This window comes from Halorubrum sp. 48-1-W (assembly GCF_003287355.1).
Classification (GTDB): domain Archaea; phylum Halobacteriota; class Halobacteria; order Halobacteriales; family Haloferacaceae; genus Halorubrum.
In genome coordinates, this window is sequence record NZ_QMIM01000023.1 from 52,533 (window position 1) to 78,468 (window position 25,936).

The 25,936-nt window shown below is 68.3% G+C and carries 23 protein-coding genes; 9 read left to right on the forward strand and 14 right to left on the reverse strand.

Annotated elements, in window-relative coordinates; genetic code table 11:
* The first annotated feature begins 91 nt into the window (after positions 1–91).
* A complete protein-coding gene (locus DQW50_RS11685; RefSeq protein ID WP_112079452.1) occupies positions 92–1,330 on the forward strand; it encodes a mandelate racemase/muconate lactonizing enzyme family protein in 1,239 nt (412 codons plus the stop codon).
* A gap of 555 nt (positions 1,331–1,885) precedes the next feature.
* On the opposite strand, the gene DQW50_RS11690 is transcribed toward DQW50_RS11685, so the two are convergent.
* Both DQW50_RS11690 and DQW50_RS11695 read right to left on the reverse strand, forming a co-directional pair.
* The gene (locus tag DQW50_RS11690) at positions 1,886–2,089 is read right to left on the reverse strand and encodes a hypothetical protein (RefSeq protein WP_112079453.1); all 204 of its coding nucleotides are present in this window, start codon (positions 2,087–2,089) and stop codon (positions 1,886–1,888) included.
* 54 nt (positions 2,090–2,143) lie between these two features.
* The gene (locus DQW50_RS11695) at positions 2,144–3,214 is read right to left on the reverse strand and encodes a mannonate dehydratase (RefSeq protein WP_198664664.1); all 1,071 of its coding nucleotides are present in this window, start codon (positions 3,212–3,214) and stop codon (positions 2,144–2,146) included.
* A 198-nt stretch (positions 3,215–3,412) separates the two neighbouring features.
* Here DQW50_RS11695 and DQW50_RS11700 point away from each other — a divergent pair, with 198 nt between their 5' ends.
* Positions 3,413–4,645: a mandelate racemase/muconate lactonizing enzyme family protein gene (locus DQW50_RS11700; protein WP_112079454.1), complete on the forward strand. Its 1,233-nt coding sequence runs from the start codon at positions 3,413–3,415 to the stop codon at positions 4,643–4,645.
* Positions 4,646–4,767: 122 nt separating this feature from the next.
* Here DQW50_RS11700 and DQW50_RS11705 read toward each other — a convergent pair whose 3' ends face one another.
* The 3 genes from DQW50_RS11705 to DQW50_RS11715 form a co-directional block, all read right to left on the reverse strand.
* Positions 4,768–5,901, reverse strand: a complete 1,134-nt coding sequence (locus DQW50_RS11705) for an acyl-CoA dehydrogenase family protein (RefSeq protein WP_112079455.1) — start codon at positions 5,899–5,901, stop codon at positions 4,768–4,770.
* A gap of 74 nt (positions 5,902–5,975) precedes the next feature.
* Entirely contained in the window at positions 5,976–6,758 is a 783-nt protein-coding gene (locus DQW50_RS11710) for an enoyl-CoA hydratase/isomerase family protein (protein ID WP_112079456.1), read from the reverse strand.
* Positions 6,755–7,921, reverse strand: a complete 1,167-nt coding sequence (locus DQW50_RS11715) for an enolase C-terminal domain-like protein (protein ID WP_198664665.1) — start codon at positions 7,919–7,921, stop codon at positions 6,755–6,757. Before DQW50_RS11715 ends, DQW50_RS11710 begins: the two co-directional genes overlap by 4 nt.
* 97 nt (positions 7,922–8,018) lie before the next feature.
* Between DQW50_RS11715 and DQW50_RS11720 the strand changes: the two genes are divergently transcribed.
* Together DQW50_RS11720 and DQW50_RS11725 are read left to right on the forward strand one after the other, a co-directional pair.
* Positions 8,019–8,666, forward strand: coding sequence for an RraA family protein (locus DQW50_RS11720; RefSeq protein WP_112079458.1), 648 nt, complete (start codon positions 8,019–8,021; stop codon positions 8,664–8,666).
* An 83-nt stretch (positions 8,667–8,749) separates the two neighbouring features.
* A complete protein-coding gene (locus tag DQW50_RS11725) occupies positions 8,750–9,754 on the forward strand; it encodes a cyclase family protein (protein ID WP_112079459.1) in 1,005 nt (334 codons plus the stop codon).
* 68 nt (positions 9,755–9,822) lie between these two features.
* On the opposite strand, the gene DQW50_RS11730 is transcribed toward DQW50_RS11725, so the two are convergent.
* Positions 9,823–10,761: a 3-hydroxyacyl-CoA dehydrogenase family protein gene (locus tag DQW50_RS11730; RefSeq protein WP_112079460.1), complete on the reverse strand. Its 939-nt coding sequence runs from the start codon at positions 10,759–10,761 to the stop codon at positions 9,823–9,825.
* A gap of 141 nt (positions 10,762–10,902) precedes the next feature.
* Between DQW50_RS11730 and DQW50_RS11735 the strand changes: the two genes are divergently transcribed.
* The 3 genes from DQW50_RS11735 to DQW50_RS11745 all read left to right on the forward strand — a co-directional run bounded on the left by DQW50_RS11735 (position 10,903) and on the right by DQW50_RS11745 (position 14,785).
* Positions 10,903–12,543 (forward strand): thiamine pyrophosphate-binding protein, encoded by a 1,641-nt coding sequence (locus DQW50_RS11735; protein WP_112079461.1) that lies wholly within the window; start codon positions 10,903–10,905, stop codon positions 12,541–12,543.
* A 117-nt stretch (positions 12,544–12,660) separates the two neighbouring features.
* Positions 12,661–13,830, forward strand: a complete 1,170-nt coding sequence (locus DQW50_RS11740) for a mandelate racemase family protein (protein ID WP_112079479.1) — start codon at positions 12,661–12,663, stop codon at positions 13,828–13,830.
* Between the two features lie 184 nt (positions 13,831–14,014).
* Positions 14,015–14,785 (forward strand): IclR family transcriptional regulator, encoded by a 771-nt coding sequence (locus DQW50_RS11745; protein ID WP_112079462.1) that lies wholly within the window; start codon positions 14,015–14,017, stop codon positions 14,783–14,785.
* Between the two features lie 321 nt (positions 14,786–15,106).
* Here DQW50_RS11745 and DQW50_RS11750 read toward each other — a convergent pair whose 3' ends face one another.
* A complete protein-coding gene (locus DQW50_RS11750; protein ID WP_112079463.1) occupies positions 15,107–16,045 on the reverse strand; it encodes a dihydrodipicolinate synthase family protein in 939 nt (312 codons plus the stop codon).
* Positions 16,046–16,169: 124 nt separating this feature from the next.
* On the opposite strand from DQW50_RS11750, the gene DQW50_RS11755 reads away from it, so the two are divergent.
* The gene (locus tag DQW50_RS11755; RefSeq protein WP_112079464.1) at positions 16,170–16,610 is read left to right on the forward strand and encodes a VOC family protein; all 441 of its coding nucleotides are present in this window, start codon (positions 16,170–16,172) and stop codon (positions 16,608–16,610) included.
* 1,183 nt (positions 16,611–17,793) lie between these two features.
* Here DQW50_RS11755 and DQW50_RS11760 read toward each other — a convergent pair.
* Together DQW50_RS11760 and DQW50_RS11765 are read right to left on the reverse strand one after the other, a co-directional pair.
* Positions 17,794–19,290 (reverse strand): sodium:solute symporter, encoded by a 1,497-nt coding sequence (locus DQW50_RS11760; RefSeq protein ID WP_112079465.1) that lies wholly within the window; start codon positions 19,288–19,290, stop codon positions 17,794–17,796.
* Positions 19,287–19,559, reverse strand: coding sequence for a hypothetical protein (locus DQW50_RS11765; protein WP_112079466.1), 273 nt, complete (start codon positions 19,557–19,559; stop codon positions 19,287–19,289). The genes DQW50_RS11760 and DQW50_RS11765 overlap by 4 nt, the downstream gene beginning before the upstream one ends.
* 197 nt (positions 19,560–19,756) lie before the next feature.
* Between DQW50_RS11765 and dnaG the strand changes: the two genes are divergently transcribed.
* Positions 19,757–21,244, forward strand: coding sequence for a DNA primase DnaG (dnaG, locus tag DQW50_RS11770; RefSeq protein ID WP_112079467.1), 1,488 nt, complete (start codon positions 19,757–19,759; stop codon positions 21,242–21,244).
* 48 nt (positions 21,245–21,292) lie between these two features.
* Here dnaG and DQW50_RS11775 read toward each other — a convergent pair whose 3' ends face one another.
* The 5 genes from DQW50_RS11775 to DQW50_RS11795 all read right to left on the reverse strand — a co-directional run.
* Positions 21,293–22,303 (reverse strand): A24 family peptidase, encoded by a 1,011-nt coding sequence (locus DQW50_RS11775; RefSeq protein ID WP_112079468.1) that lies wholly within the window; start codon positions 22,301–22,303, stop codon positions 21,293–21,295.
* 81 nt (positions 22,304–22,384) lie between these two features.
* A complete protein-coding gene (locus DQW50_RS11780; RefSeq protein ID WP_241964407.1) occupies positions 22,385–22,627 on the reverse strand; it encodes a hypothetical protein in 243 nt (80 codons plus the stop codon).
* 63 nt (positions 22,628–22,690) lie between these two features.
* On the reverse strand, positions 22,691–23,710 hold the full coding sequence (locus tag DQW50_RS11785) for a GNAT family N-acetyltransferase (protein WP_112079469.1): 1,020 nt from the start codon (positions 23,708–23,710) through the stop codon (positions 22,691–22,693).
* Positions 23,711–23,713: 3 nt separating this feature from the next.
* A complete protein-coding gene (gatD, locus tag DQW50_RS11790) occupies positions 23,714–24,997 on the reverse strand; it encodes a Glu-tRNA(Gln) amidotransferase subunit GatD (RefSeq protein ID WP_112079470.1) in 1,284 nt (427 codons plus the stop codon).
* A gap of 193 nt (positions 24,998–25,190) precedes the next feature.
* Positions 25,191–25,936, reverse strand: a 746-nt coding sequence (locus tag DQW50_RS11795; protein ID WP_394338590.1) for an RNA-guided endonuclease InsQ/TnpB family protein, incomplete at its 5' end; no start/stop codon positions are given.

Sequence of the window (25,936 nt, forward strand, 5' to 3'; positions counted from 1 at the left end):
TTAAAGGCTCTCCCGGCTTCGGGACCGCCCCGATCGGGTACCGGTCGTCGGCACCATCGGTTTTATGTGACTCTCCGGGGTCGGTTGCGACATGCGTATCACGGAGGTACGGGGCCACGCGCTGTCCTCGCCGATCGAGCCGCCACAGACCCGCCCGTTCCACGGGGGGAAACGCCGACTGTTGAAACGGGACGTCGTCCTCGTCGTCGTCGAGACGGCCGACGGCGAGGTCGGGTTCGCGCCCGCGGGAGCGAGCAGCTCCGCGATGCGCGAGTACTTCGAGGGCGACTCGCAGGCGACCTTCGCCGACCTCGTGGAAGGGCCGATCGCCGACGCCCTGGAGGGCGAGACGGTCGAGGCGGTGACGGACGCCCACGACCTGATCGACGCGACCGACCTCCCCGAGCGGGCCCGCCACGAGGCGGCGTCCGCGATCGACGTCGCGCTGTACGACCTGCGGGGGAAGCGGGCGGGTGCGCCGATATACGAACTGCTGTGTGAGGAGTACGACACCGAGCCGGACGTCCGGCTACCGATGTACGCCAGCGCCGGCATGTACATGGAGCCGGCGGGGTACGCCGAGCAGGCGCGGACCATCGACGAACTCGGCTTCTTTGGGTACAAGTATCGCCCCGGGATCGGCCCCGAGGGCGACCTCGAGACGATAGACCGGATCGTCGACGCGGTCGATCGGACGGAGGTCATGCTCGACTCCCACACGTGGTGGAAGCTCGAAGGCGGTGCGTACGACGCCGAAACGACCGCCGACATCGTGGAGTACGCGGGCGAGAAGGGGGCTTACTGGGTGGAGGAGCCGGTCGCCCCCGACGACTACGAGGGGTACGTCGAACTCGCCGAACTGGGCGTTCCGCTCGCGGGCGGCGAGAGCGAGGAGTCCCCGGCCGGCCTCATCGAGCTCGGGCGGACCGGCGCGGTCGACTTCCTCCAGGGGGACGTGCGCCACCACCGCGGGTACACCGGCTGTGCGGAGGCGATCGAGTTCTGTCGGGGGCGCGACGTCGAGTTCGTCCCCCACAACTTCGGCACGTGGCTCGGGCTGATCGCGAACGCCCACCTGGTCGCCGCCGCGCCGGAGGTCGACCTCCTCGAGTACCCGGTCTTCGAGGACGACCCCGCGCTGGACGCCGAGGAGGACCCGGGAATGTACCCCTTCGACCTGGCGTTCGACATCCTCGAGGAGACGATCGACGTCGACGACGGGGAACTAACCGTCCCGGACGGTCCCGGCCTCGGCGTGACCGTCGACCTCGACGTCATCGAGGAGTATCCCCCGACCGAGGGCGCGTGGACCGAGTTCATCTACGACTAGCGTTCCTCGTGTAGGTGTCATAGAAGCGTTCGCACATCCGGATCGAGAATCGTTCGAGGTAGGTGAGAGAATGAGCGATCTGCGGTGGCGTGCCGGTGAGCGCCCGGAGGGCGCGAACCGCCCGCGAGGGACGCCGCGAGCGAAAGCGAGCGGCGAGGCTGGGGAGGCGTGAGGTGCGGTCGCGGGACGGTAGGGTGGGACTCAAAGGGGCAGCCGCGAGGACGAAGCACGCCGCAGTAAGCACCGCTGCGAAGGAGCGGTAGCGACTGAGTGAGGCGCGCAACAAGGCGCGCGAGTCCTCGCGGCTGGGGCTTTGGAGATGTTCCCCGAAGTCGTGCTCGCTGCGCTGTACTGCCGAACGGCTGGGGCTTTGGAAGTGTTCTCCGAAGTCTCCTTCACCGCGCCAGCAACGAGGCCTTCTCGATCAAACATTCCGCTCCAATAGCAGGCGAGTTCTCACGGTCGGTTCGTTTCGAGGCCGTGAAAGACACGCCATCAACCCACTTCCAGGGTCGATTCCGCGCGTACCGCCCCCGTCACGACGACGAAGTCCAGTCACGACGACTCCCAGCGCTCGGGCGCGATGCCGGCGAACGCGACGAGCCGCGGGTACGCGAGACCGACCGCGACCGCGACGAGGACGCCGACGTAGATCGGGAGGTCGTACCCGGCCCGTTCGATCCCGTCGACGACGACGAGGATCGCCCCGATCATCACCAGGTAGTGTAACAGGAGGTACGGGAAGTTGCCTCGGTCCATGGGCGGGATCGAACCCCCCGGAGCAAAACGGTGTCGGCCGGGCGTTTCCGACCGTCACTCGGCGAGCGCGCCCCGCAGGAGCCCGCGCAGGTACCCCGCCGTGAACCCCCGGGCCCGGTGGCCCCAGTCGGTGTCGTCGCGCATCTCCGGGACGTGGTCGGGGATGACGATCCCGTCGAACCCGGTGTCGATCAGGGTCCGCATCACCTCGAACTCGTCGTAGTTGCCGCAGTCGACGAACGTCTCGTTGAACGATTCTGCGGTCCCCTCGACGTCACGGAAGTGAACGAACACGATGTCGCCGCGCTCGCCGAACTCGCGGACGACGTCGACGACGTCGACCCCCATCTCGGAGAAACAGCCGAGACACAGCTTCAGTCCGTGGTTGTCGCTGGGGACCGCGTCCATCGCCCGGCGAAAGCTCTCCACGTTCCTGAACAGCCGCGGGATGCCGCCGATCGACTCGATGTTCGGCGGGTCGATGGGGTGGAGCGCGAGGGTGACGCCCGCCTCCTCGGCGACCGGCAGGACCTCCCGGAGGAACCCCTCGTAGTTCTCCCACAGCTCCGCCTCGGTGTACTCGCGGTCGAGCGCGGGGTCGCCCGCGTCCTCGACGTCCGTCAGCTCGAAGCTCGTCCCCTGGGCGTCGCCGCGCAGCGGGACGGTCCCGGTCCGCATCGGCACGACGCCCCGGGGGTTCCACTGGTAGCCGAGGACCGGTAGGCCGGCCTCGCCCATGTTCCTGACGAGCGTCTTGATGGACTCGAGCTGTTTCTCCGCGCCCGGCCGGCCGAACTTGATGTCGCCGTAGCAGTTGTACCCGAGCGTGTGGATCCCGGCGAGGCGGACGCCGTGGTCAGCACACGCCGCCTCGAGCGACTCGAGGTACTCGACCGAGGGGACGTCGTCGGGCCCGAGGGGCAGCCGCCGGTCGGTCGCCGTGCGGTCGCTCTCGTCGGCGAAGATGTCCCCGCCGGTCCCGCCGCCGGGCTCGGTCGGGTTGACGAAGACGTCGCTCACGCCCAGCTGGCGGACGTACTGGAGGCGTTCGTCCGAGAGGGTGTTCGTCCGGAAGCCGACGCACAGCCCCGACGGTGTCCGGTCTCCGCGGTCTGCGTGCTCCATACGTCACCGTGCCGAACAGACGGGTATAGACGTTTCGGTGGTCGTTCGACGCGACGAGCCGTCGGGTCCCGGCGTCGACGACGAGGACATTCGGCGTCGACAACGAGGACATTCGGCGTCGACGACGAGAGCCTTCGACAGCGGAGACGACAGCTTTAATCCCTCCGGTTGAAACGCGTCAACACGAGCCACCCGACCATGTACGAGGACTTTGCCACCAAGCTGGCGACGACGATGTGGGGCGATTACGATAGGACCCCCGAACGCGACACGGAGTCGCCCGAGATAACCGACATCGACACGGTCGTCGTCGACGGGAACTTCCCGTGGACGATCGTGACGATCGAGACCGACACCGGCGTGACGGGGATCGGCGAGGCGTACCCCTCGCCCGGCGTCCACGAGATCATCACCGACTACCTCCGGCCGGTGCTGGTCGGCGAGAACCCGCTCGACGTCGAGCGGCTCTACCACCTGATGCGCGAGAGCCTCTCGGGCAGGGGGTCCCAGCAGGGGGTCGCGACGATCGCGATAAGCGGCGTCGAACTCGCGCTGTGGGACACCGCGGGGAAGGCGCTCGACCAGCCCGTCTACCAGCTACTCGGCGGGAAGATGCGCGACGAGGTGCGGATCTACGCCGACTGTCACGCCGGCGAGTCGATGATCGACGCCGCGATCGAGGGACAGCGTCGGGAGACGTACCGGCCGGAGGCGTACGCCGAGGAAGCCCGCGACGCCGTCGACGAGGGGTTCGACCTCATCAAGTTCGACCTCGACGTCCCGTCCGGACACGAGATCGGGACGAAGTCCCGCCACCTCACCGGCCCCGAGGTCGAACACAAGCGACGGCTGGTCGCCGCCGTCGCGGAGGAGGTCGGCGACGAGGCGGAGTTCGCGTTCGACCTCCACTGGAACTTCAGCCGCGAGTCGGCCAAGCGCGTCTGTGACGCGGTAGAGGGGTACGACCCCGTCTGGATCGAGGACCCCCTCCCGCCGGAGAACACCGAGGCGATGGCGAACTTCGCTGCGACGGTCGACGTGCCGGTCCTGACCGGCGAGAACCGCTACGGCCGCCACGGCTTTCGGGACCTCCTCGAGTCGGGCGCGGTCGACTTCGTCGCCCCCGACACCCCGAAGACGGGCGGCATCGCGGAGACGAAGAAGATCGGCGACCTCGCGGACACCTACTACTGTGCGCTCGCGCCCCACAACATCGGGAGCCCGGTGGCGACGATGGCGGGCGTCCACGTCGGCGCGACCGTCCCGAACTTCCTCGCGTTGGAGTTCCACGCCCGCGACGTCCCGTGGTGGGAGGACATGGTCGACCGCGCCGAGCCGCTGATCCAGGACGGCCGGATCCGCGTGCCCGACGCCCCCGGCCTCGGCATCGAACTCGACTGGGACGTCGTCGAGGAGCACCGCAAGCGCTGAGTCCGAGGGTCTGCCTCGTCGATCCCCGTTCCCTGTCGCGCTTCGCGCCCCATTTCTCCCCGTTCCCTGTCGCGCTTCGCGCCCGTCGCCTCCCCGGTCGTCGACGGCGGGCGCGCGCCCGCTCAGACGTCCGGGACCCCGTCGCGCCGGAGCGCGGCGGCGATCTGGTTCTTCTGTATCTCGTCCGTTCCGGCGGCGATGCGGCGCCCCCGCGCGAGCCGGTGGAGGTACTCCAGCGGGTGACCCTGCTGGTAGCCGTTCGCGCCGTGGACCTGGAGCGACTCGCTGACGACCGTCTCGACCATCTCGCTGGCGTACAGCTTCGCGACGGCCGTCTCGAGCCGGTCGGGCGTCCGCCCCGCGTCGATAGCCGACTGGCCGGCCGAGTAGGTGAGCGCCCGGGAGGCCTGGAGCAGTTTCGTCGCGTCCGCGAGCTTCCACTCGATCCCCTGGAACTCGCCGATCGGCTGGTCGAACTGGACGCGGTCCTCCGAGTACTCCACCGCCTTCTCGAGGGCGTTGCGGGCGAACGCGTTCGCCAGCGCTGAGCTCCCGAGGCGCTCCCAGTTGAGCGCTTTCAGCTGTTGTTTGAACCCGTCGGCCCCGCGGGTGAGGACGTTCTCCTCCGGGACGACGACGTCCTCGATGTAGAAGTGCGTCTGCTCGTGGCCCGCCATGTTGGTGAAGTGCTGTTGTACCTCGACGCCGTCCGAATCGAGGTCGAGGACGACGGTGCCGAGCCCCTCCTCGAAGTGCGTCCAGACGACGGCCGCGTCCGACTCCCGGACCCGGGAGACCCACGTCTTCTCCCCGTTCATCACCAGCTCGTCGCCCTCCTCGTGGACGGTCGTGTTCATCGATTTCACGTCCGAGCCGGCCTCGGGCTCGGAGATCCCGATCGCGATCGCGCTCTCGCCGGCGGTCACGGGCTCGAGATACCGCTCCTTGACCGCCTCGGTCCCGAACATCTCGATCGCCCGTGGGCCGACCATCTGTTGTTCGTAGAGGAACTGCGCCGTGTCCGGACACACCGCGCCGACGACCTCGATGGAGAGGATCGCCTCGAGCTCCGAGAGGCCGCCGCCGCCGTACTCCTCGTCGATGTTGATCCCGAGGAAGCCGCGGTCGGCCAGCAGCTCGACGTTCCGCCAGGGCGTCTCGCCGTCCCACTCGAAGGCGTCGTCCGCGAACTCCGTCTCCGCAAGCTCCGAGAGCGAGTCGACGATCATTCGCTGTTCCGCAGAGAGCGAAAGCATACACGATCTGCTCGTCCCGACGTCAAATAACTGCCGACGGGGAACAGCGGACCGCGGCCGATCCCCCCGACCGCTCACTCGGTCGGACGGTCGTAGTCGGGGTCGCGTCGCTCGCGAAACGCCGCGACGGCCTCCTCGTGTTCGGGGTCGGTGACGCACTCCCACTGGTACGCGATCGCCGACTCGCAGTGGTCCGCGAACGAGCCCTGCTCGGACAGAAGCGCCTTCGTCCGCCGGACCGCCAGCCGTGGCTTGTCCCGGATCTCCTCGGCGATCGAGTGCGCCTCCGCGAGCGGGTCCGCGACGACCTCGGCGACGAGCCCGAGGTCGGCGGCGCGCTCGGCGTCGACGTCCCTGCCGGTCAGGAGGAGTTCCCGGGCGGGCCCCTCGCCGATCAGCCGCGGGAGGAGCCACGCGCCGCCGTCGCCCGGAACCAGCCCCACGCTGACGAACCCCTCGCTGAACAGCGCGTCCGGCCCGGCCGTCCGGACGTCGCAGGCGAGCGCGAAGTCACAGCCGGCACCGACCGCCGGCCCGCCCACCGCGGCGATCGTCGGCGTCGGGTTCGTCCGCAGCTTCTCGACGACCGCCTGAACCGACGAGAGGAACTCGCCGTAGGCAGTCTCGCCCATCCCGGACCAGTCGGGCATCTCGCCGACGTCGGCGCCGGCACAGAACCCGCCCTCCGAACCCGTCAGGACGATCGCGTACACGTCGTCGTCGGCGTCCGCGCGGGCGAGGACCTCGTTCAGTTCGGCGACGGTGGCCTCCCGGAAGGCGTTCCGGACCGCCGGCCGGTCGATCGTCACGGTGGCGATCCCGCCGTCGACGTCGTAGCGCACGTCCTCGCCCGTCATCGGCCGATGACCGTCCGGTCGACGAGTCGGTCGTTCACGAACTCCCAGTCGATCTCCACGCCGAGGCCCGGGCCGTCGGGGACGGCGATCGTTCCCTCCGAGGTCAGCCGTTCGGGCGACTCGAGGAACCCCTGCTGGTTCATCCAGTCGACGCCCTGCGGGTGAACGAGGGAGTGTTCGAAGTAGTTCGAGTTGCGGATCGCGCTCATACAGTGGAGGGTCGCCGGGCCGCCGATGTGGAGCTCGACGTCGAGCCCGAACGCCTCCGCGACGTTCGCGATCTTCATCGCGCCGGTGATCCCGCCGTCCTGGTGGACGTCCGCCCGGACCAGCTCGACCGCCTCGGCTGTCATGTGGTCCGCCCGTCCGAACGGGCCGGTTCGGACGTGTTCGAGCCCGAGCATGGGCGTGTCGAGCTTCCGCGTCAGGTTCTTGCTCGCGTTGATGCTCTGTCCGGTGTCCGCCATCGGGTCCTCGTACCAGTAGAAACCGAGCTCGTCGAGCTGTTCGCCGACCCGTAGCGCCTCGCGATAGGTCCGATAGCCGCTCGCCGGGTCGAGCATGAGGTCCATCTCGTCGCCGACGCGGTCCGCGACCGCGCGGCAGATGGCGACGTCCGTCTCGACGTCGCCCTCCGGGTAGCCGTGGATCTTGAACCCGGGGTAGCCGCGGGCGAGACACTCCTCGGCGAAGTCGGCGTACGCCTCGGGCGAGTTCAGCCCGTCCGGTGCGGAGTCCATGAAGAACGTCGAGGCGTACGCGGGCAGCTCCGTCCGCCACCCGCCGAGCAGCTTCGAGACGCTCTCCCCGTAGTGTCGCCCGGCCAGGTCCCACAGCGCGACGTCGATCGGCCCGAGGCCGAAGTGGTCCGTGTGACGGAAGGTCCGCCAGACGTCCTGCCAGATCGACTCGCGTTCGAGCGGATCCCGGCCGATGAGCAGGTTCTCGGCGGCGATCTCGACGTGCGTACGTATCAGCTCGCCGTAGGTGATGCTCCGGTAGTGTCCCTCCGTCCCGTCGGCGGTTCGGACGGTGAGGATCAGCCCCGTCGGTTCGAGCGTGTTCTCCGGGTCGTACACCTGGTGGACCTGGTTGGCGCCCGCGGTACCGACCGATTCCAGCTCGTACGTGAACTCGGTGAGTTCGACCTCGCTGATTCGCATTCTATCCCCGTGTGTCGGAAACGATTTATAATTATGGTTCCACCCCCTCCGGTCCGTCGGGTCGGGAGTTATATGACGTCCTTCCGAAGGGGAGACCATGTCCCACACGCCAGACCGGCTCGTTCAGCTGTACGGGAACTTCACCGCGACGATCGTCTCGGACGCGCTCGACGAACACGGGATAGACGGGGTGATAACGGGGCTCGACCCCGCACATCCCGACCACGCGGCCGTCGGGCGGGCCCGGCCTGTCGCGTTCGAGCCCGCCCCCGAGGACATCGACCGGACGAACTTCCCGTTCGACCTGTTCGCCGAGTTCACGGCCGGCGACGTGCTCGTTCTCGACGGGATCTCCGCGGAGACGTCCCATTGGGGCGAACTCGCGTGCCGCCTCGCGGGGAACGCCGGGGTTCGCGGAACCGTGATCGACGGCGGGTATCGGGACTACAACGGGATCCGAGACGGCGAGTACCCGGTCTTCGGTGCGGGGACGACGCCGCGGTCCGGGCAACCCCGCGTCCGGATCGCGTCGATCGGCGAACCGGTGACGGTCGGCCGTGTGGAGATCGCGCGGAACGACGTCGTCGTCGCCGACGCCACCGGGATCGCGGTCGTTCCCGAGGACGCGGCGCCCGCGGTCGCCGAAACGGCGAGGGAGATCCTGGGAACGGAGCTCGTGTTGGACCGCCGCGTCGCGAACGGCGCGGACGTGGAGACGCTCATGGCGGAGTACGACGGGTTCTGACCGCAGATGTCCAGGGAGATCCGATCCGCCCGGACCCCCGATCCCGGACGAAAGCTTATGCGGGTGCCGCGACAGCACCGCTCATGGGTGAGAAAGCCGACGCCGACGCGGAGCCGTACGCTGACATCGTCTCGGGGGCCCCCGACAACTGGGGCGTCTGGGGCGACGACGACGAGCTGGGTGCTCTGAACTACCTCGACGCCGACGCCGTACTGCGCGGCGTCGGGGCCGTCTCCTCGGGGGAGACGTTCACGCTCGGTGCGCCGATCGGGAACCCGGACGGCGACCCGATGTGGCCGACCCGGGCCGACGCCGACCACCACATGCTCCGGGACAAGGGCCACTTCGAGGCGGGGAAGGTCACCCGGGAGCCGTACGGCGGCTGGGAGAACTCCGACGACTTGGTGTACCTGTACAACCACGGGACGACCCACGTCGACGGGCTCGCACACGTCTGGTACGGCGACGAACTGTACAACGGGTTCGACGCGGCCACGACGAAGGGCGGGATCGAACGCTGCGGGATCGAACACGTCGCCGACCGGGGCGTCGTCGGTCGGGGCGTGTTGCTCGACGTCGCTCGCCACCGGGACGTCGAGTATCTCGAGGCGGGCGAACGGGTCACGCTGGAGGAACTGCTGGCGTGTGCGTCGGAGCAGGGCGTGGAGGTCCGCGAAGGCGACGTCCTCCTGATCCGAACCGGGGCGATGGACCTCTTCTACCGGGAGGGCGCCGACGCGTTCTACGAGGAGTTCGAGACGACCCACGGCGGGGAGCCCGCGCTCGACGAGGCGGGGATCACCTACACGGAGGCGCTCGTCGAGTGGTTCGACGACCGGGAGATACCGATGCTCGCGACGGACACCGTGACGGCCGAACAGACGATCTCCGAGACGACCGGCACGCGCCTGCCGCTTCACCCGATCCTGTTACGGGACCTCGGCGTGCTCATAAGCGAGATGAACCGGCTCGGCGACCTCGCCGCCGCCTGCGCCGATGACGGGCAGTACGAGTTCCTGTACGTGGCCGCGCCGTTACACGTCGTGGGCGGGAGCGGCGGGCCGGTGAACCCGGTCGCCATCAAGTGAGCGTCGCTGTCGAGTGAGCGTCGCTGTCGAGCGAGCGTCGCTGTCGAGTGAGCGTCGTCGTCGTCTCGCTACTCCTCGAACGAGTCGAACACCTGCCCCAGTACGGCGAGCCGCCGGTCCCGTCGCCGGAGGACCTCGTCGTCCGGCTCGTCGTACGTCAGGAACCCCTCCCCCGACTCGATCCCCGTCCGCCCCGACGCGAGGAGCTCGTCGAAGGTGTCCTGGGCCGCCTCGTCGTTACACAGGTGCGGGTAGAGGTGTTCGGCGACGGTTCGGAACTGGTCGACGCCGGCGATGTCCATCGTCTCGAACGGGCCGATGACCGCGGTTCGCCGGGCGTAGCCGTCGCGGACCGCGGCGTTGATGTCCTCCACGGAGGCGACGTCCTCCTCTACGAGGTGGACGCACTCGCGGATCACCGCGTTCTGGATCCGGTTCCAGACGAACCCGGGAACGTCCCGCTCCACCGTGATCGGTCGGCGGTCGACGTCCTCGAGGAACGCGCGCGTCCGGTCCATCGTCCGGTCCGTCGTCCGCTCGCCCCGGACGACCTCGACCGGCTCCAGCAGGTACGGCGGGAACCACCAGTGACAGCCGACGACCCGCTCGGCGGCGTCGGGGACCGCCTCCGCGATCTCCGTTATCGGGATCCCCGACGTGTTCGACGCGAGGACCGCGTCCGACGGCGCCGCCCCCGCGATCGCCGAGAACACCTCGCGCTTGATCGCCAGGTCCTCCGGAACCGTCTCGAGCACGAGGTCCGCGTCGGCGACCCCCGCGGAGAGGTCCGTCGTCGTCGAGACGGCCTCGACGACCGACTCCGGCGACCGCTCGGTGAGCCCTCCCTCGCGGAGTTCGGCGACCGCGTTCCCCATCCGTTCTCCCGCCCGCTCGAGGTTCCCCTCGCGGTGGTCGACGAGCGTGACGTCCTGGCCGTGAAGCGTGAAGTGGACGCCGAACCCCTGTCCCATGTTCCCGGCACCGACGACCGTGACGTTCCGTGTCATACGCCACCCAGGCGGGTGGTCGGCAAATAAGGTTCGGTAGGACGCGTTTCCGACCGCAGCGAGTGGCGCCGACCCGGTCGGCGGGTCGCGCCCACGGGTACCAAAACGTTTTATTACAGTTCCGCCGTCTACCTAGCAGTAATGAAAAACAGCGACGCGATCATCGACTGTCTCACCGCGAACGGGATCGACACGGTGTTCGGAATCCCGGGCAAACAGACGCTGCCGTTGAACAAGAGCATCAGCGAGCGGGACGACATCGACTTCGTGATGGCCCGACACGAGACGAACGTGTCCCACGAGGCGTGGGGGTACGCCGAGTCGAGCGGGGGGATGGCGGCGACGGTCGTGATCCCGGGGCCCGGCGACATGAACGCGATGAACGGGCTGAAGAACGCGCTCAACGACTGTACACCTCTCCTGCACATGGCCGTCGAGACGGAACCCGAGATCCGGGGCGGCGACGGGATCCACGAAACGCCGCCGGACACGTACGACAACGTCGTCAAGGAGAACGTCACGGTCGAGACGCCCCAGAGCACGGTCGCCGAGCTGGAACGCGCCATCTCGATCGCGAAGACGGCCCCGAAGGGGCCGGTCCGCGTCGGCATCCCCAAGAACTTCGTCCCGATGGAGATCGAGCCGGCTGTCACGGGCGACATCGACGTCCCCGACCCGTGGGACGCGCCCGAGGCCGAGGTCCGGGAGGCGAGCGAACTGCTCGCCACAGCCGACGCGCCGACGATCGTCGCCGGTGGCGGCGTCCGGGCGGCCGACGCCAGCGAGGAGCTGCTCGCCGTCGCCGAGTCGCTCGGGGCCCCCGTGGCGACGACCTACAAGGGGAAGGCGACGTTCCCGGAGGACCACCCCCTCTTCGCCGGCATGCTCTGTGGCGGGACGAGCGCGGCGCTGAAGCGGTGTCTGGAGGAGTCGGACGTCGTCCTCGGCGTCGGCACCGACTTCGACGCGGTGTGGACCAAACACTGGTCGTACGACATGCCCGAGGAGCTCGTCCACGTCACGATGGACCCCTCCGACATCGGTACGGGCTACGAACCGAGCGTCGGGATCGTCGCCGACGCCGAGCGAACGCTGGCTGCGGTGGACGCGGAACTCGCGGACCTCGCGGTGACGGGCGGCGACGGCGAGGCCCGGGCGCGGGAGGTCCGCGAGGCCGAAGCCGAGCGGCTGGCCGAACTCCGTGACGTCTCGGAAGCGCCGCTCACGACGGTGAGCGCGGTGACGGCGATCCGCGAGGCGCTCCCGCGGGAGACCGTCGTCACGGCCGACGCCGGCGGGTCGCGGATCTGGACGCTGATGTCGTTCCCGACGTACGAACCGCGCGCCTACGTCAACCCGGGCTCTTGGGCGTCGATGGGCCTCTCGATCCCGGCTGCGGTCGGCGCGGCGGTCGCCAACCCCGACCGGCCGGTGGCCGCGTTCATCGGCGAGGGCGGACTCCTGATGTGTCTCGAGGAGCTCCACACTATCGCACAGGAGTCGCTCGACGTCACCGTGTTCGTGTTCAACAACGACGACTACGCGATCATCAGCGAGGAGGCGGAACGCTCCTACGGGCTCGGCGAAGGGGCCTACGGGTGGACCGAGTCGCCGCTCGACTGTCGCGACCTCGCGCGGGGGATGGGTCTCGACACGGCTTACGCGGAGACGCCCGAGGAGATCGTCGACGCGACGGCGGCCGCACTGGAGAACGGCCCGACCCTCGTGGAGATCCCCACCGACCCCTACGAGCCGCAGGCGGGGACGTTCATGGCGGAGTGAGCCGAAGGCGGGGACGTTCCTGACCGACCGATTTGCGGGCGGTACCGGGCCGTCGTCGCCCGCGAGATACGTTCTCACATCACAATCTATTTACTCGGCGTCGGGATGGGTACGGACGTGACACCAGAGATCACCAAGATCGAGTCCACCGAGTTCGCCTACGAGATCGAAGACGTGGGCTACAGCCCCAACGGCTTCAGCGTCGTCTACGAACCGGGCGCGACGAACACGCGAAAGCTGTTCGGGATCAAGGTCCACACCGACGCCGGGATCACCGGCGAGTACGTCGGCGGGAACTCGCCGGGCGCGGCCCAGATCAACATGTTCGCCGACTACCTGATCGGCAAGAACCCGTTCGACCGCGAGAAACACTGGAGCGCGATCAACCGGGCGCTTCGGAAGTACGACCGGATGGGGATCGGCCCGATCGACATCGCGCTGTGGGACTTCGCCGGGAAGTACTACGACGCCCCGATCCACGAGCTGCTCGGCACCTACCGCGAGCGGTTCCCCGCGTACGCGTCGACGTACCAGGGCGACGAGAACGGCGGGCTCGACTCGCCCGAGGCGTTCGCCGACTTCGCCGAGGAGTGTCTGGAGATGGGATACGGGGCGTACAAGATCCACGACTGGGGCGGCGACTGGACGGACCCGGACAAGACGGTCGAGACGGTCCTTGAGGTCGGTGACCGCGTCGGCGACGAGATGGACCTCATGCTCGACCCGGCGTGTGAGCCGCCGACGTTCGCCGACGCGATACGGATCGGGAAGGCCTGCGACGAGGCCGGCTTCTTCTGGTACGAGGACCCCTACCGCGACGGCGGCGTCTCCCAGCATGGCCACCGGAAGCTCCGCGAGATGCTCGACACGCCGCTCCTACAGACGGAGCACGTCCGCGGCTTCGAGGCACACACCGACTTCGTGGCGAACGACGCGACCGACTTCGTCCGGGCGGACCCGGAGTACGACGGCGGGATCACCGGCGCGATGAAGATCGCGAAGATGGCGGAAGGGTTCGGACTCGACGTCGAACTCCACGCGCCGGGCCCCGCACACCGGCACTGTATCGCGGCGATCCGCAACACGAACTACTACGAGATCGCCTTGGTCCACCCGGACTGTCGGAACACCCAGCCGCCGGTGTACGACTGCGACTACTCGGACTTCCTCGACACCGTCGACGAGGAGGGCACGGTCGCCGTGCCCGACGGTCCGGGACTCGGCGTCGACTACGACTGGGAGTTCATCGAGGAGAACGCGACCGGCAGCGTCCACGTCTACGAATAGGGGACGCCGTCCCCCGGCGTTCGGCGTTCCGGAACGCCGAACGGACGACGTGGGCGGGACACCGATGTCACCGTGAGAACGGTCGGTGGACCGGCTCCACGAACGGTCACGGGGGTAAGCCATGGCGGATAGCCCGTTTGGCTGTGAGGAACAGTTTTATTTCTCCCGGGGACGATCGGTACCCATGGCGACTGCCCCACCCGAGTACGACGGGCCGATCCAGGCCGTGGAACGATCGATGGCGATCGTCGAGGAGATCCGCCGTCGGGACGGCGCCGGCGTGACCGAACTGGCCGACCACTTCGGCTTCTCGAAGAGCACGGTTCACGATCACGTGACGACCCTCGAACGGGCGGGTTACCTCGCCCGCGAGGGCGACGAGTATCACGTCGGGCTGCGCTTCCTGACCCTCGGCGGGCACGCCAGACAGCGGCAGGAGCTCTACGAACTGGCGAAAAGCGAGGTCGACGACCTCGCGGAGGAGACCGGCGAGTCGGCGAAGTTCGTCGTCGAGGACCGGGGGCGAGGGATCTACCTGTATCAGTCGCTCGGCGACAACGCGATTCGGACGGATTCACACGTCGGGACGCGCGTCTACCTCCACGCGAACAGCGTCGGCAAGGCGATCCTCGCGAACCTCCCGGAGGACCGCGTCGAGCGGATCCTCGACCGACACGGGATGCCCCGGTGGACGGAACACACGATCACCGACCGGGACGAACTGTACGAGGAGCTCCGGGACATCCGTGACCGCGGCGTCGCCTTCGACGACGAGGAACGCATCCGGGGCCTCCGCTGTGTCGCTGCGCCGGTGATCCGCGACGGGGACGTGCTCGGTTCCATCAGCGTCTCGGGGCCGACGAAGCGGTTCGACGAACAGGATTACATGGACCGGATGGCGGAACTCGTCCGCAGTACCGCGAGGGTGATCGAGATCAACGCCAAGTACACCTAGCGCTCCACCGCCCGAAGATGTTCCCTATCGCGGAACGAAGGCGTCGTGGGGACGGGGCTCCACAGCGTACGTCGCCTGTGCGCGTCCGTGACGTCCTCGAACTGTCCGTGCTCGAACCGGCCGTTCTCGAACCGATCGACGACGCCGTGCGGTTCGAGGCGTCCACGTCGTCTCCCGGACCCTGACCTTTACAATCATAGTAGTGTAATTTAGAACGTTCAGCCAGGCCGTTCGTGGGGTGAGATCGGGTCTAACGGACCCGTCCGCCCGGTGGGATCGACCGCCTCGCCGATCGACGTTCCCCGATACGGAACGGTCGGGCTATCCGATGAGCCGATCGATCTCGTCGTCCAGTTGGTCGTAGAGCTCCTCGGCACGACGCTCGTCCGCGGCCGAGAGCGGTTCGATCGGTTCGCGGACGGTTCCGCCGTACAGCCCGGCGCAGTCGAGCCCTTTCTTCACCGCCGGGACGCTGATGGCGGCCGGGACCTGGTTGCGCTCGCCGGTCCCGCCGCGGAAGTTCTGGTACGGGAGACAGACGTCCCGCAGCTCCCGAGCGCGCTCCCAGTCGCCCGCCGAGAGGGCGTCGAAGAGGGCGAGTCCGACCTCGGGGCGGAAGTTACTCACGCCGGCGGAGAACCCTTCGACCCCTTCGGCCCAGAAGGCGACCGCGAACGGTTCGGCGAGCCCGTCGACCCAGACGACGTCGTCGTCCCCGACTGCGATCCCGGCACCGAGCTTGACGGGGTCCTCCAGCGCGTACTTGATCCCGACGATGGCGTCGAGCCGGGTGAGGTCGCCGAGGTACTCGACGGAGGGGTCGAACCCCTTGACGTACGGAACTAGGGGACGGTCGGTCGCCTCGCCGAGCTTTCGGTAGTACGTCAACAACCCGCGCTCGTGGACGTAGGTGTGGTCCGGCGGCATGACCATCATCGCGTCCACGCCCGCCTCCTCATACTTGCGGGCGAGCGCCCTCGCGTCCGCCGTGCTCCCGCCGACGCCGGCCAGCACGCAGGCCTCGTCCGGGAGCGTCTCGACCGCCGTCTCGGCGGCAGCGACGCGCTCGCGTTCGGAGAGCGAGTGGTACTCGCTGATGTTCGCGGTCGCGAGGAAGGTGCGGATACCGTCCGCGTAGAGGGATTCGGCGTTCGAGGCGAGCTTGTCGTGTTGGATGTCGAGGTCGTCGTCGAACGGCGTCAGGAGTCCGGCGGCGACTCCGCGAAGCCGCTCGGCGACCTCGTTGCTAGTGAGTGGCACACGTCCCCAAGCTCGCTGCCAGCTGATAAACCCACCGGGTCCCGCGTTCGCTCGCTCGACGCGATCGAGGCGACCGTCGCCGCATACCCCTTCGTTTATACGCGCACACGTTGGTCGATCGGGTATGGACGTACTCCACGTGGCGATGTGGGTCGAGGACGTCGAATCGGCCGAAGCGTTCTACACCGAGGGACTCGGGCTGGAGCGTACCCGTGAGTTCGAGAGCGACGACGGGGCGACGAACCGGTTCGTCGGCGGGGAGAGCGACGCCGAGATCCAGTTCAAGTACTACGCCGACGACGGCGGCGACGATGTCGACAAGGACGGGAACGGCGACGGCAGTGGCGGGAACGGCGACGGCAACGATGACGGCGACCGGCCGAGCGGGTTCGACCACGTCGCCGTCGCCGTCGACGACATCGACGGATCGATCGCGACCCTCACCGAGGAGTTCGACAGCGAACTCCTCAAGGGTCCGAAACACCTCGAGGACAAGGGGATCCGGATCGCGTTCGTCACCGACCCCGAGGGCTACACCGTCGAACTGATCGAACAGGTGGAGTAGGGACGCCCGACTTTTCGACGTCGTCGATCCGCGGGATTCAATCACCAGCGACGCGACGACTCCGACCGGCTATCGAACCAAAAATATAGACTTTCAATATATTATTTATATTTGATTGTTCTATCGAACGAGACCGGATCTCGGGCGCAATCGTTTCGCCAAGTGCCGTCGTTCGTCCGGACTGATCGTGGGGAACCCTCGATCGAGTCCCGTGGCGACCGTCGAGGAACAAGATGCGTCGGGGGATCAAGGGGATCGGATCGAGCCCGGATCTGAGACGGTCGAGCCGTCTCCGGAAGTGGACGGGTTGCCCCATCGAATTCCTCCACAGGCGAGACACATGGATCGGTCAGTACAGGTGAAGGAACGAGCGATTCTGCGGTGGCGTGCCGGTGAGCGCCCGGAGGGCGCGAACCGATCGCGAGGGAGTCGGTGGTCCGACGCGAAGCGGAGGACCAGCGACGAGGTTGGGGAGGTGCGGGGTGCGGGGCGGTTGCGGTTCGGGTGGGACTCAAAGGGGCAGTCGCGAGGACGAAGCACGGCGACGTAAGCACTGGAAGGAGCGAGCAGAGCGAGCGACTGAAGCGCGCAACGAGCCGCGCGAGTCCTCGCGGCTGGGGCTTTGGATGTGTTCATCGCAGTCGTTCGTTTCACTTCGTACAGCCGAGCGGCTGGGGCTTTGGAGGTGTCCACCCCGCCAGCAACGTTCCTCCTCTGTTCACACCAATATCAATCGCAACAACCGTACCATTAGCACTCTCCAGCGACCCATCAGTTCATTCCCCACGTGTCTGAACGGTAGGATACAACGGAGCTAACGCGATGGTTTCGGGGAACCGACCCAGCCGTGTACTGCCGATACCCGAATCCGGGACGGAACGGACGAACGGGTGGCCCTGCCGAACATCTCCCGCGGACACGAGCCGACGGTGCCGCCGCCGTGATCGGGGCTGTCGAACTGGATCGAAGCCATTCGTTGCCGGCTCGTTAGATACCATTTTTGATAGTATCGTGTATATATATTTTTTCTTATCAATCTTTCCCTGGTGTCCGATCCCATCTCTACCTTCCGGATCCATCACTGTCTCCGCGACGGTCGTTCGGGAACTCGACGATTTGAGTGACCCCGTCGGCGGGGAGTGAACCCGGTTGCGAGTGGCCCTGCCGCCGCGAGACGACGTCCTCAATCGTCCACGACCGAGAACCGGGAGGCGTCGCTTCGAGCGGTCGGCGCGGTCACGAACGAGACGCCGACGGTGAGCGCGAGCGAGAGGACCATCAGCCCGAGCGCCACGTCCCAGCCACCGGTTCCGGCGACGGCCACCGTCCGCGGGAGCGTGGGTACGAGCGGGAGCACCGACGACAACACCACCAGGAGGTAGATCGCCTGCGGGAGCGCGATCCCGATCGCCATCCCGTCGCGGGTGGTCCGGTCCCAGTAGAGCGCACAGATCACGGGGAGCGACAGCAACGCGAACCCGGAGAAGGCGGTGTCGCCCACCTCGATCAGCGTCCCGGGCCGGAGGAGGCTCGCGAGGAACGCGAGACTGGCGAAGACGACGACGCCGATCCGGGCGGTCCACGCCTCCCGGCGGGCGGAGGCGTCGGGGTCCACGAACGGCCGGTAGAGGTCACGGGTGAAGTACGACGACCCCGACAGCAACATCGAGTCCGACGACGACATCATCGCGGCCATCGCGCCCGCGATCACGAGCCCTGCGAACCAGGCCGGGGTGTACGCGTTCAACACGACCGGGAGCACGTTCGCGCCCTCGGGAACGTCGATCGGCATCCCGGCGCCCCACGCGCCGAGCAGGAACGCCGGCAGAAAGAGGAGGAGCACGAGGACCGGCCACAGCGTGAACGACCGCTTGAGCACCGTACTCGACTCCGCAACGAAGAAGCGCTGGTTGATCTGGGGGAACATCGTCACGCCGAACGCGATGGTGATCGCCGTCGAGATGATGAACCCGGGCGTGTAGATCCCGCCGCCGAAGCGCCCGAACTCGGGACGGGCCGTAAGCATCGATTCGGTCGCCGCGCCGACGCCGCCCACGGCCGAGACCACCCAGACGGCGGCGACCCAGACGACGGAGAGCATGAACAGGCCCTGTATCGTGTCGGTCCACGCGACGCCGCGCATCCCCGCGAGCGTGACGTACACGATCATGAACACGGTGACGAGCGCCGCGCCGCCCCAGTAGGGGACCGCGCCGTCGGTCAACCCGACGAGCGCCTCCCCCGCGCCCATCTGCTGGAGCATGACGTACGGGAACAGCCACAGGAGGCTGACGCCGGCGACGAGCCCGCGGAGGCCCCGGGAGCCGAACCGGTCGCCGAGCATCTCGCCGAGCGTGACGTACCCGTGTCGGTCGCCGATCAGCCACTGTTTGTAGCCGACCACGTACCACAACACCGCGAACAACACCCCGTCGAGCGTCCCCATCACGATCAGCCACTCCGGTCCGGCGGCGTACGCGAGGTTCGGACCGCCGAAGAAGGTGAACGCCGAAAGCAGGGTGGCGAAGGTGGTGAAAAGCAACACCAGCGTGCCGATCGACCGGTTCGCGAGGTAGTAGTCCTCCGCGGTCGACTCCGTCACCCGGTAGGCGACGAGCCCGATCAGCAACGCCACGATCAGGTAGCCGACGACGATCCAGAACCCGATCCCCACGGTCATCGACGCTCAACCCCGTCGGTCGCGGCGTCGGCTCCACCGCCCCGTTCCCCGCTGTCCGGAGTGTCGACTCCCATCCCGCGCTCCCACGCGCCGCTCCGAACGAACGACCGGAAAACGAGCGTACAGAGCCCGAGCCAGCCGACGTGCCACCAGATCCACACCGGCAACCCGACGGCGACGCGGTCCACCCCCCACAGCGGCCACGGGACGGCGAACGCGACGAGGACCGCGAACACCGGGATCCACACGAGGTCTCTCGAACGTCTCACTGCTTGAGATCAGTAACGGGCGGATCCGGTTAAACCCTGTTCCTGAACCGGTGCGGGACGATCGCGAGGCGACCACGGGACCGGCGATTCGACGACGGTCGGCGAGGATCCGCGGGTCGACAGGTATTTTTCCGGACCGAGCCTATTTGAAACGGGACGGCGGATCGTCGTCCGTTCACATCACCATCACTCATCACATGAACGACACAGCCAAATACCTGATCCGGGCCACCATCGCGGCCGACGGCGTCGTCGAGCGGAGCGACGTCGTCGGCGCGGTGTTCGGACAGACGGAGGGGCTCCTCGGCGACGAGCTCGATCTGCGCGACCTCCAGGAGTCCTCGAAGGTCGGTCGGATCGACGTGGACATTCGGTCGGAGAACGGCCAGTCCTTCGGCGAGGTGACCGTCGCCTCGAGCCTCGACAAGGTCGAGACCGCGATCCTCGCGGCTTCGCTGGAGACGATAGACCGTATCGGTCCCTGCGGGGCCGCCGTAGAGGTGACGAGCATCGAGGACGTGCGCGCGGCCAAGCGCCGGGAAGTGGTCGAGCGCGCCAAGGAACTCGTCGCGAGCGGCTTCGAGGAGACCAGCCTCGCCAGCGACGACGTGTTGGAGGAGGTCCGCGACGCCGCCCGCATCGAGGGCATCGTCGACTACGAGGGGCTCCCGGCCGGTCCGCGGGTCGGCGACTCCGACGCCGTCATCGTCGTCGAGGGACGCGCGGACGTCTCGACGCTGCTCGAGTGCGGGATCAAGAACGCGATCGCCGTCGAGGGGACGAACGTCCCGGACGCCGTGGCGGAGCTGACCCAGGCACGGACGGTCACCGCGTTCCTCGACGGCGACCGCGGCGGCGAACTCATCCTCCGCGAGCTCGCGCAGGTCGGCGACGTGGACTACGTCGCGTTCGCGCCGCCCGGCGAGTCGGTCGAGGACCTCGACCGTGGGGCCGTCTTCGAGGGACTCCGCGGGAAGGTGCCCTACGAGACGCTCGCCGACGCGCCGAACCTCCGGGAGGCAGCCGGTAGCGCCCCCGGCTCGGACGCGGACGGCGAGGACGGAACCGACGCGAAAGACGAGCCCGGAACCGACGGTTCCGACCCAGACACCGCCGGCTCGTCGCGGTCCAACGGGTCGATCGTGGCCGCCGACCCGAGCGATATCGACGGGGCGGACGCATCCCGAGACTCCGACCGGGATGGGGATCCCGACTCGTCGCCCGCTGCCGAGACGGATGCCGGTGCCGGGGACGTCACCGAAGCGTCCGTCGCCGAGACGGACGACGCCGACGATGACACCGATGGCGACGCCGACGATGACACCGACGGCGACGCCGACGATGACACCGACGGCGACGCCGGCGACGACACCGACGATGAACCGAGGTCCATCGAGGAACACGTCCAGGAGGTCGTCGACCGCGAGAGCGGGCTCGCGCGGTTGCTCGACGACGACCTCGGGGTGCTAGAGGAGGTCGAGGTCGGCGACGCGTTCGACGCGGTCGAGGGCGCGTCCGACCCGCCTCACGCGGTCGTCGTCGACGGCCGGATCGACCAACGGTTGCTCGACGTCGCCGCCCAGCGCGGGGTGAGCCGGCTCTTCGGCCGCGAACTCGGCGACTTCGTCAAACGCCCGATCGGCACGCGCGTCACGACCGTCGGCGACCTGCCGATCGAGGCCTGACCCGGCCGTCGGAACGATCCGTGACAGCGCGGGGAGGATCCCGTGGAGTCACACCATTCCGAGCGCGGCGAGCAACGCGAACAACGCGTCGCCGTAGGTGACCGAGACGGCCAGCCCCGCCGCCATCGGCACGACGAACGGCATCCCCGGCGAGACGCGGACCGTCTCGCGGTCGACGACCACCTCCAGCCCCTCCCGAAGCGTTTCGGCGTCGGTGCCGTACGCGCCGTGGTCGATCTCGGCGAGGAACCGATCCACTCCCCACGGGTCGTCGAAGTCGGCGGCTTCCCCGTCGATGTCGGCGACTTCCCCGTCGACGTCGGGGTCGACCACCGCTCCGCCGTCCGTCGCGGGGCCGACGTGGGTGCCGCCGTCCGTCGGGTCGAACGTCTCCGTGACGCTCTCGGGGTCACGGAGTCTGTCGGGCGCCTTCCGAAGCTCCGCGAGCGTCACTCCCCGCCAGCGGAGGTACATCCGGAGCGCGTCCAGATCGAGCCCGTTCCGGGTCGTCCCCGCCGTGTCCTCGAACAGCCGCCCGTGTCGCTCCGGGAGCGAGGCGGTCGACACCGGACGGGCGAGGAACATCGTCGCCGAGCGCTCGCTGGTCGCGAGGTTGAAGACGACGAGCCCGATCGGGTAGGCCAGCCCGAGGAGCACCGTGTTCGTGAGGATCGTGAGCGAGAAGACCCCGAGGGCGGTCTCGACGAGCGGGAGCGAGACCCCGGCGACCTCGTAGCTCGGGAACGTCGGGAAGACGACGGCGAGCGCGATGAGCGCCTTCGCGTCGGCGCCGCCGAACGCGCCGAGGAACCAGAACGCGTAGCCGAGCGGCGCGACGAAGAGCAGGCTGACGGCGACGCGGACGAGGAACCACCGCCCGTCGAGGCTCGCGAAGGGCCAGAGCAGGGCTGTATCCCAGAGGAGTAACAGCGCGCCGAACGCGTACAGCGGCGGCCAGATCCGGTTGGGAAGCCGCCTCGTCCGGACGTCGCGGACCGCCGCCCAGCAGAAGACGGGGACGACGATCAGTCGGAGCGCGTCCGGCAGGGTCGCGATCATGTCGACACGGCCGGGACGGGGGGAATTAGGCGTTCGGGTTCGGCTATCGGCGGTGATACTCGACGGAGGGGACCGGGCGGGTCACTCCAGCCTCGCCGGGCCCGTGTCGCGGTGGAGGTACAGGTACGCGAGCACGGGCAGGATGGTGAACACGAGCGTCGCGAGGAACCACGCCAGCGCCCGGTCGCTGCCGCGCGCCTTCGCGTCGCGGTAGATCCAGACCGCGACCGCGAGGACGATCCCGTACACCGCCCCGTAGTAGAGCACCGCCCGGAGCGTCGCGAACTGGAGCAGCGTCGCGAACGACGGCGATACCGGGTCCATACGCGACCTGCGGGACCGAGCGGAAAGAGCGTAGCGGTCGCGGTGACGGGCCGGCGGAGCCGGTCACTCGCCGCCGACCGACGGGTCCGTGAGGTCGGCGCTCGTCACGAAGTCGGGCTCCGTGGCGACCGCCACCCGGTTCGCCGCGGTGTCGCTGACGTGCTCGACCGTCTCGGGGACGAGCACGCGGGTCACCGTGGCGTCACGGCCGGCAGCATCGCGGCCGATGGCGTCGTACAGCGCCCCCGCGGCCGTCGCGTCCCGCCACGCCGTGACCCCGTAGACCGCGGTCCGGTCGGCGTCGCCGTCCCCGTTCGAGTCGTCCTCGGTGACCCGCGTGTGGACGGAGAACCCGGCGATCCCGCCGTCGGCGACCGCGATCAGCCGCCCCTCCGCAGCCGCCGCCGACAGGCGTTCACGGGTGAGCTCCGAACACGCCCACGGCTCGGTCGGATCGAGCGCGAGCCCGTCGAGGTGCGCGCGGGCGTCGCTCCCCTGCCAGAACGCCCAGACCGCGTCGGAGTCGGGTCGGGACGCCGACGCGGTCGTCGCCGACCCCGACCCCGACGCGGGCCTCGGATGGGCGAACCGGAACGCCGTCGTCGGGTCGAACCCCGCAGCCCGCGACTGTCCGAGCCCGGCGACGTTCCAGGAGAACACCATGTTGCGACAGACGGTCGCGCCGGCCGAACGGGCCCACTCGAGTACGGCGTCGGTGAGTTTGGTACCGACACCGAGACCGCGGACGGCCGGATGAACGCGGATCCCCTGGGCCCACGCCTCCCACTCCGAGAGCAGTACTCCCCGGATACAGCCGACCACCGCCTCCGGCTCGCCGGCGTCCGCTGTGCCGGTGCCGTCGCCGGTCACGAGCGGTAGTTCGTCGTGGTCCGGACGGGAGCCCGGAGTGCCCGCGTCGAGCGTCGCCACGAACGTCCGCCCTGTGTCGCCGTCGGATCCGACCCACTCGGGGAAGACCCGCGGGACGTAGTCGTCGGAGCGGTCACCCCACGTGTCGCCGGTGAACGAGACGACCGGGTCGACGTCGGCGGCGCGGGCGTCCCGGATCGCGACCCGGCTCATCGGTCACCGCCAGGGGCGCGACTCCTCGGTGAGTTCGCCCGCGAGGTCCCGCCGCATCGCAGTCTCGGGGTCGTCCGTGTTCGCGAGCGCCCACATGAGCTTCACCTTCGCCGTGCCGGGGAGGGTGTCGCCCGCCTCGATCACGCCGGCCTCGAGGAGGTCCCGGCCGGTGTCGTAGACGCGGTCGCACACCCGCCCCTCGAGGCACTGGCTCGTCATGACGACGATCGTCCCGTCCTCGACGAGGGACTCGATCCGCGGGATGCGGTCGGTGTGGACGTGCCCCAGGCCGGTCCCCTCGATCACGACGCCGGCTTTGCCCTCCAGGTAGTCCCACGCTGCCGGGTCCATCCCGGGCGTGAACTTCGCCAGTTCGACCGCCGCCTCGAGGTCGGCTGCGATCCCGGGGTCGCCGTCGCCGCGCGGGGTGGGTTCGCGGTTCCACGCGATCGCCGACTCGGCGACGTCGCCGTCGGCTCCCGCCTCGGTCGCGGCCGCGTAGTCGACGAGCCCCAGCGGCTCCGCGCCGACCGTCTCGAAGGCGTCGCGTCGCGAGGTGTGGTTCTTCCGGACCCTGGTCCCCCGATGGAGCGCACAGACGTCGTCGGAGGGTCCCGCGTGCATACACACGAGCGTCTCCGCGTGGTCGGCCTTCGCGGCCTCGACCGCACACACCGCGTTCATCACGTTGTCCGAGGAGGGTCGGTCCGCCGACCGCTGGCTCCCCGTGAACACCACGGGGACGGGGACGTCGAGGATGAACGCGAGCGCGGACGCCGAGTACTGCATGGTGTCCGTGCCGTGCATCACGACGACGCCGTCCGCGCCGGCCTCGACCTCCTCGTGGACCGCGCACGCGAGGTCCCGCCAGATCCCCGGGTCCATGTTCTCCGAGAGGATGTTCGCGACGACCCGGCCCCGGTAGTTCGCCCGCCCGGCCAGGTCGGGGACCGCCCGCAACACGTCCTCGGCGTCGAACCGGGCGGTGACCGCGCCCGTGCGGTAGTCGACCGTCGACGCGATGGTCCCGCCGGTGGAGACGAGCGCCACCGTGGGCAGGTCCTCGTCGAAGGTGATCTCGCTGGCTTCGCCCGTGGCGTCGCCCGCCTCGTCGACGTCGCGCGCGCCCGACTCGAGCACCTCGACGTCGGCGGCGTCGCGGTCGACCCCGACGTTGTACCCGCCGTCGAGCTTGACGACGAGGTGGTCGCGCGTCGTCGAGGGCAACAGGACGCCCTCGTTCGTGACGTCCCCGCGGTCGACGCGGACGCGATCTCCCGGTTGCATACCACCCGGTTCCCGGTCGGCGGACTTGAATCCAGCCGTTCGCGGTCGACGTGCGCGGGCCACGGGGGGCCGCCCGCTCATAGTGATTACTGCGAATAGTTTCATCGAGGCTGTCGAAAGACGTCGAGTCAGCCGTGTTCGGGACCGACACGGGTCATCGCAGTGGTACAGACTCGCAGTGAACTACTCCACCCTACTCAGCGGCTGACGCCGCTTCATTGAGGGTGGGGCTTCCTGTTTCGATGACGCGCTTTGTAGACACCTGAGTGGTGTCCGTAGGGAGTGCAGTCTCCACAGGCGTAGATTCGGGCCATCCCAGCCCTAGTTCAGAAAAACCGCGTTGCAGTACGTTCATCGCCGCGTTCGCATCACGGTCACACTCGAACCCACAACTTGGACAGGAGTGTTCACGTACCCAGATGGGTTTCGCTGTCTCCACACCGCACGAGGCGCACTCTTTGGTCGTTCCTGCCGCGTCAATCTGTACGACGTGAGTGCCGTACAACTCTGCTTTATATTCGAGTAGGGTGATGAACTGTCGCCACGCCGCATCTTGCTTGTTGCGAGCATTGTGCGACTGCTCTAACATCCCCTTCACGTCCAAGTCTTCCACGAATACTGCGTCGTACTCACGGACGAGCCACGTCGTGATTTTGTGCTGGTAGTCCAGCACTTTCCGCCGAATGTGGCGCTTGACCTTCGCCACTTCCCGGCGTTGCTTCTCGTAGTTGTTTGACCCGTGTACTTTCCGTGAGAGTTTGCGTTGTTCACGGCACAGACGCTCGTGTTCGTCTTCAAGATCGATCCAGTCCACAGTCGTACCGTCCGACGTGTGGATATAGTTCAGCATTTTCGAGGTGGAGCCCCCGACCTCAAGGAGCGACCGGAGTGAGCGAGTAGGTCGGGGAGGAAACCGACATGGGACGACACAACCACCAC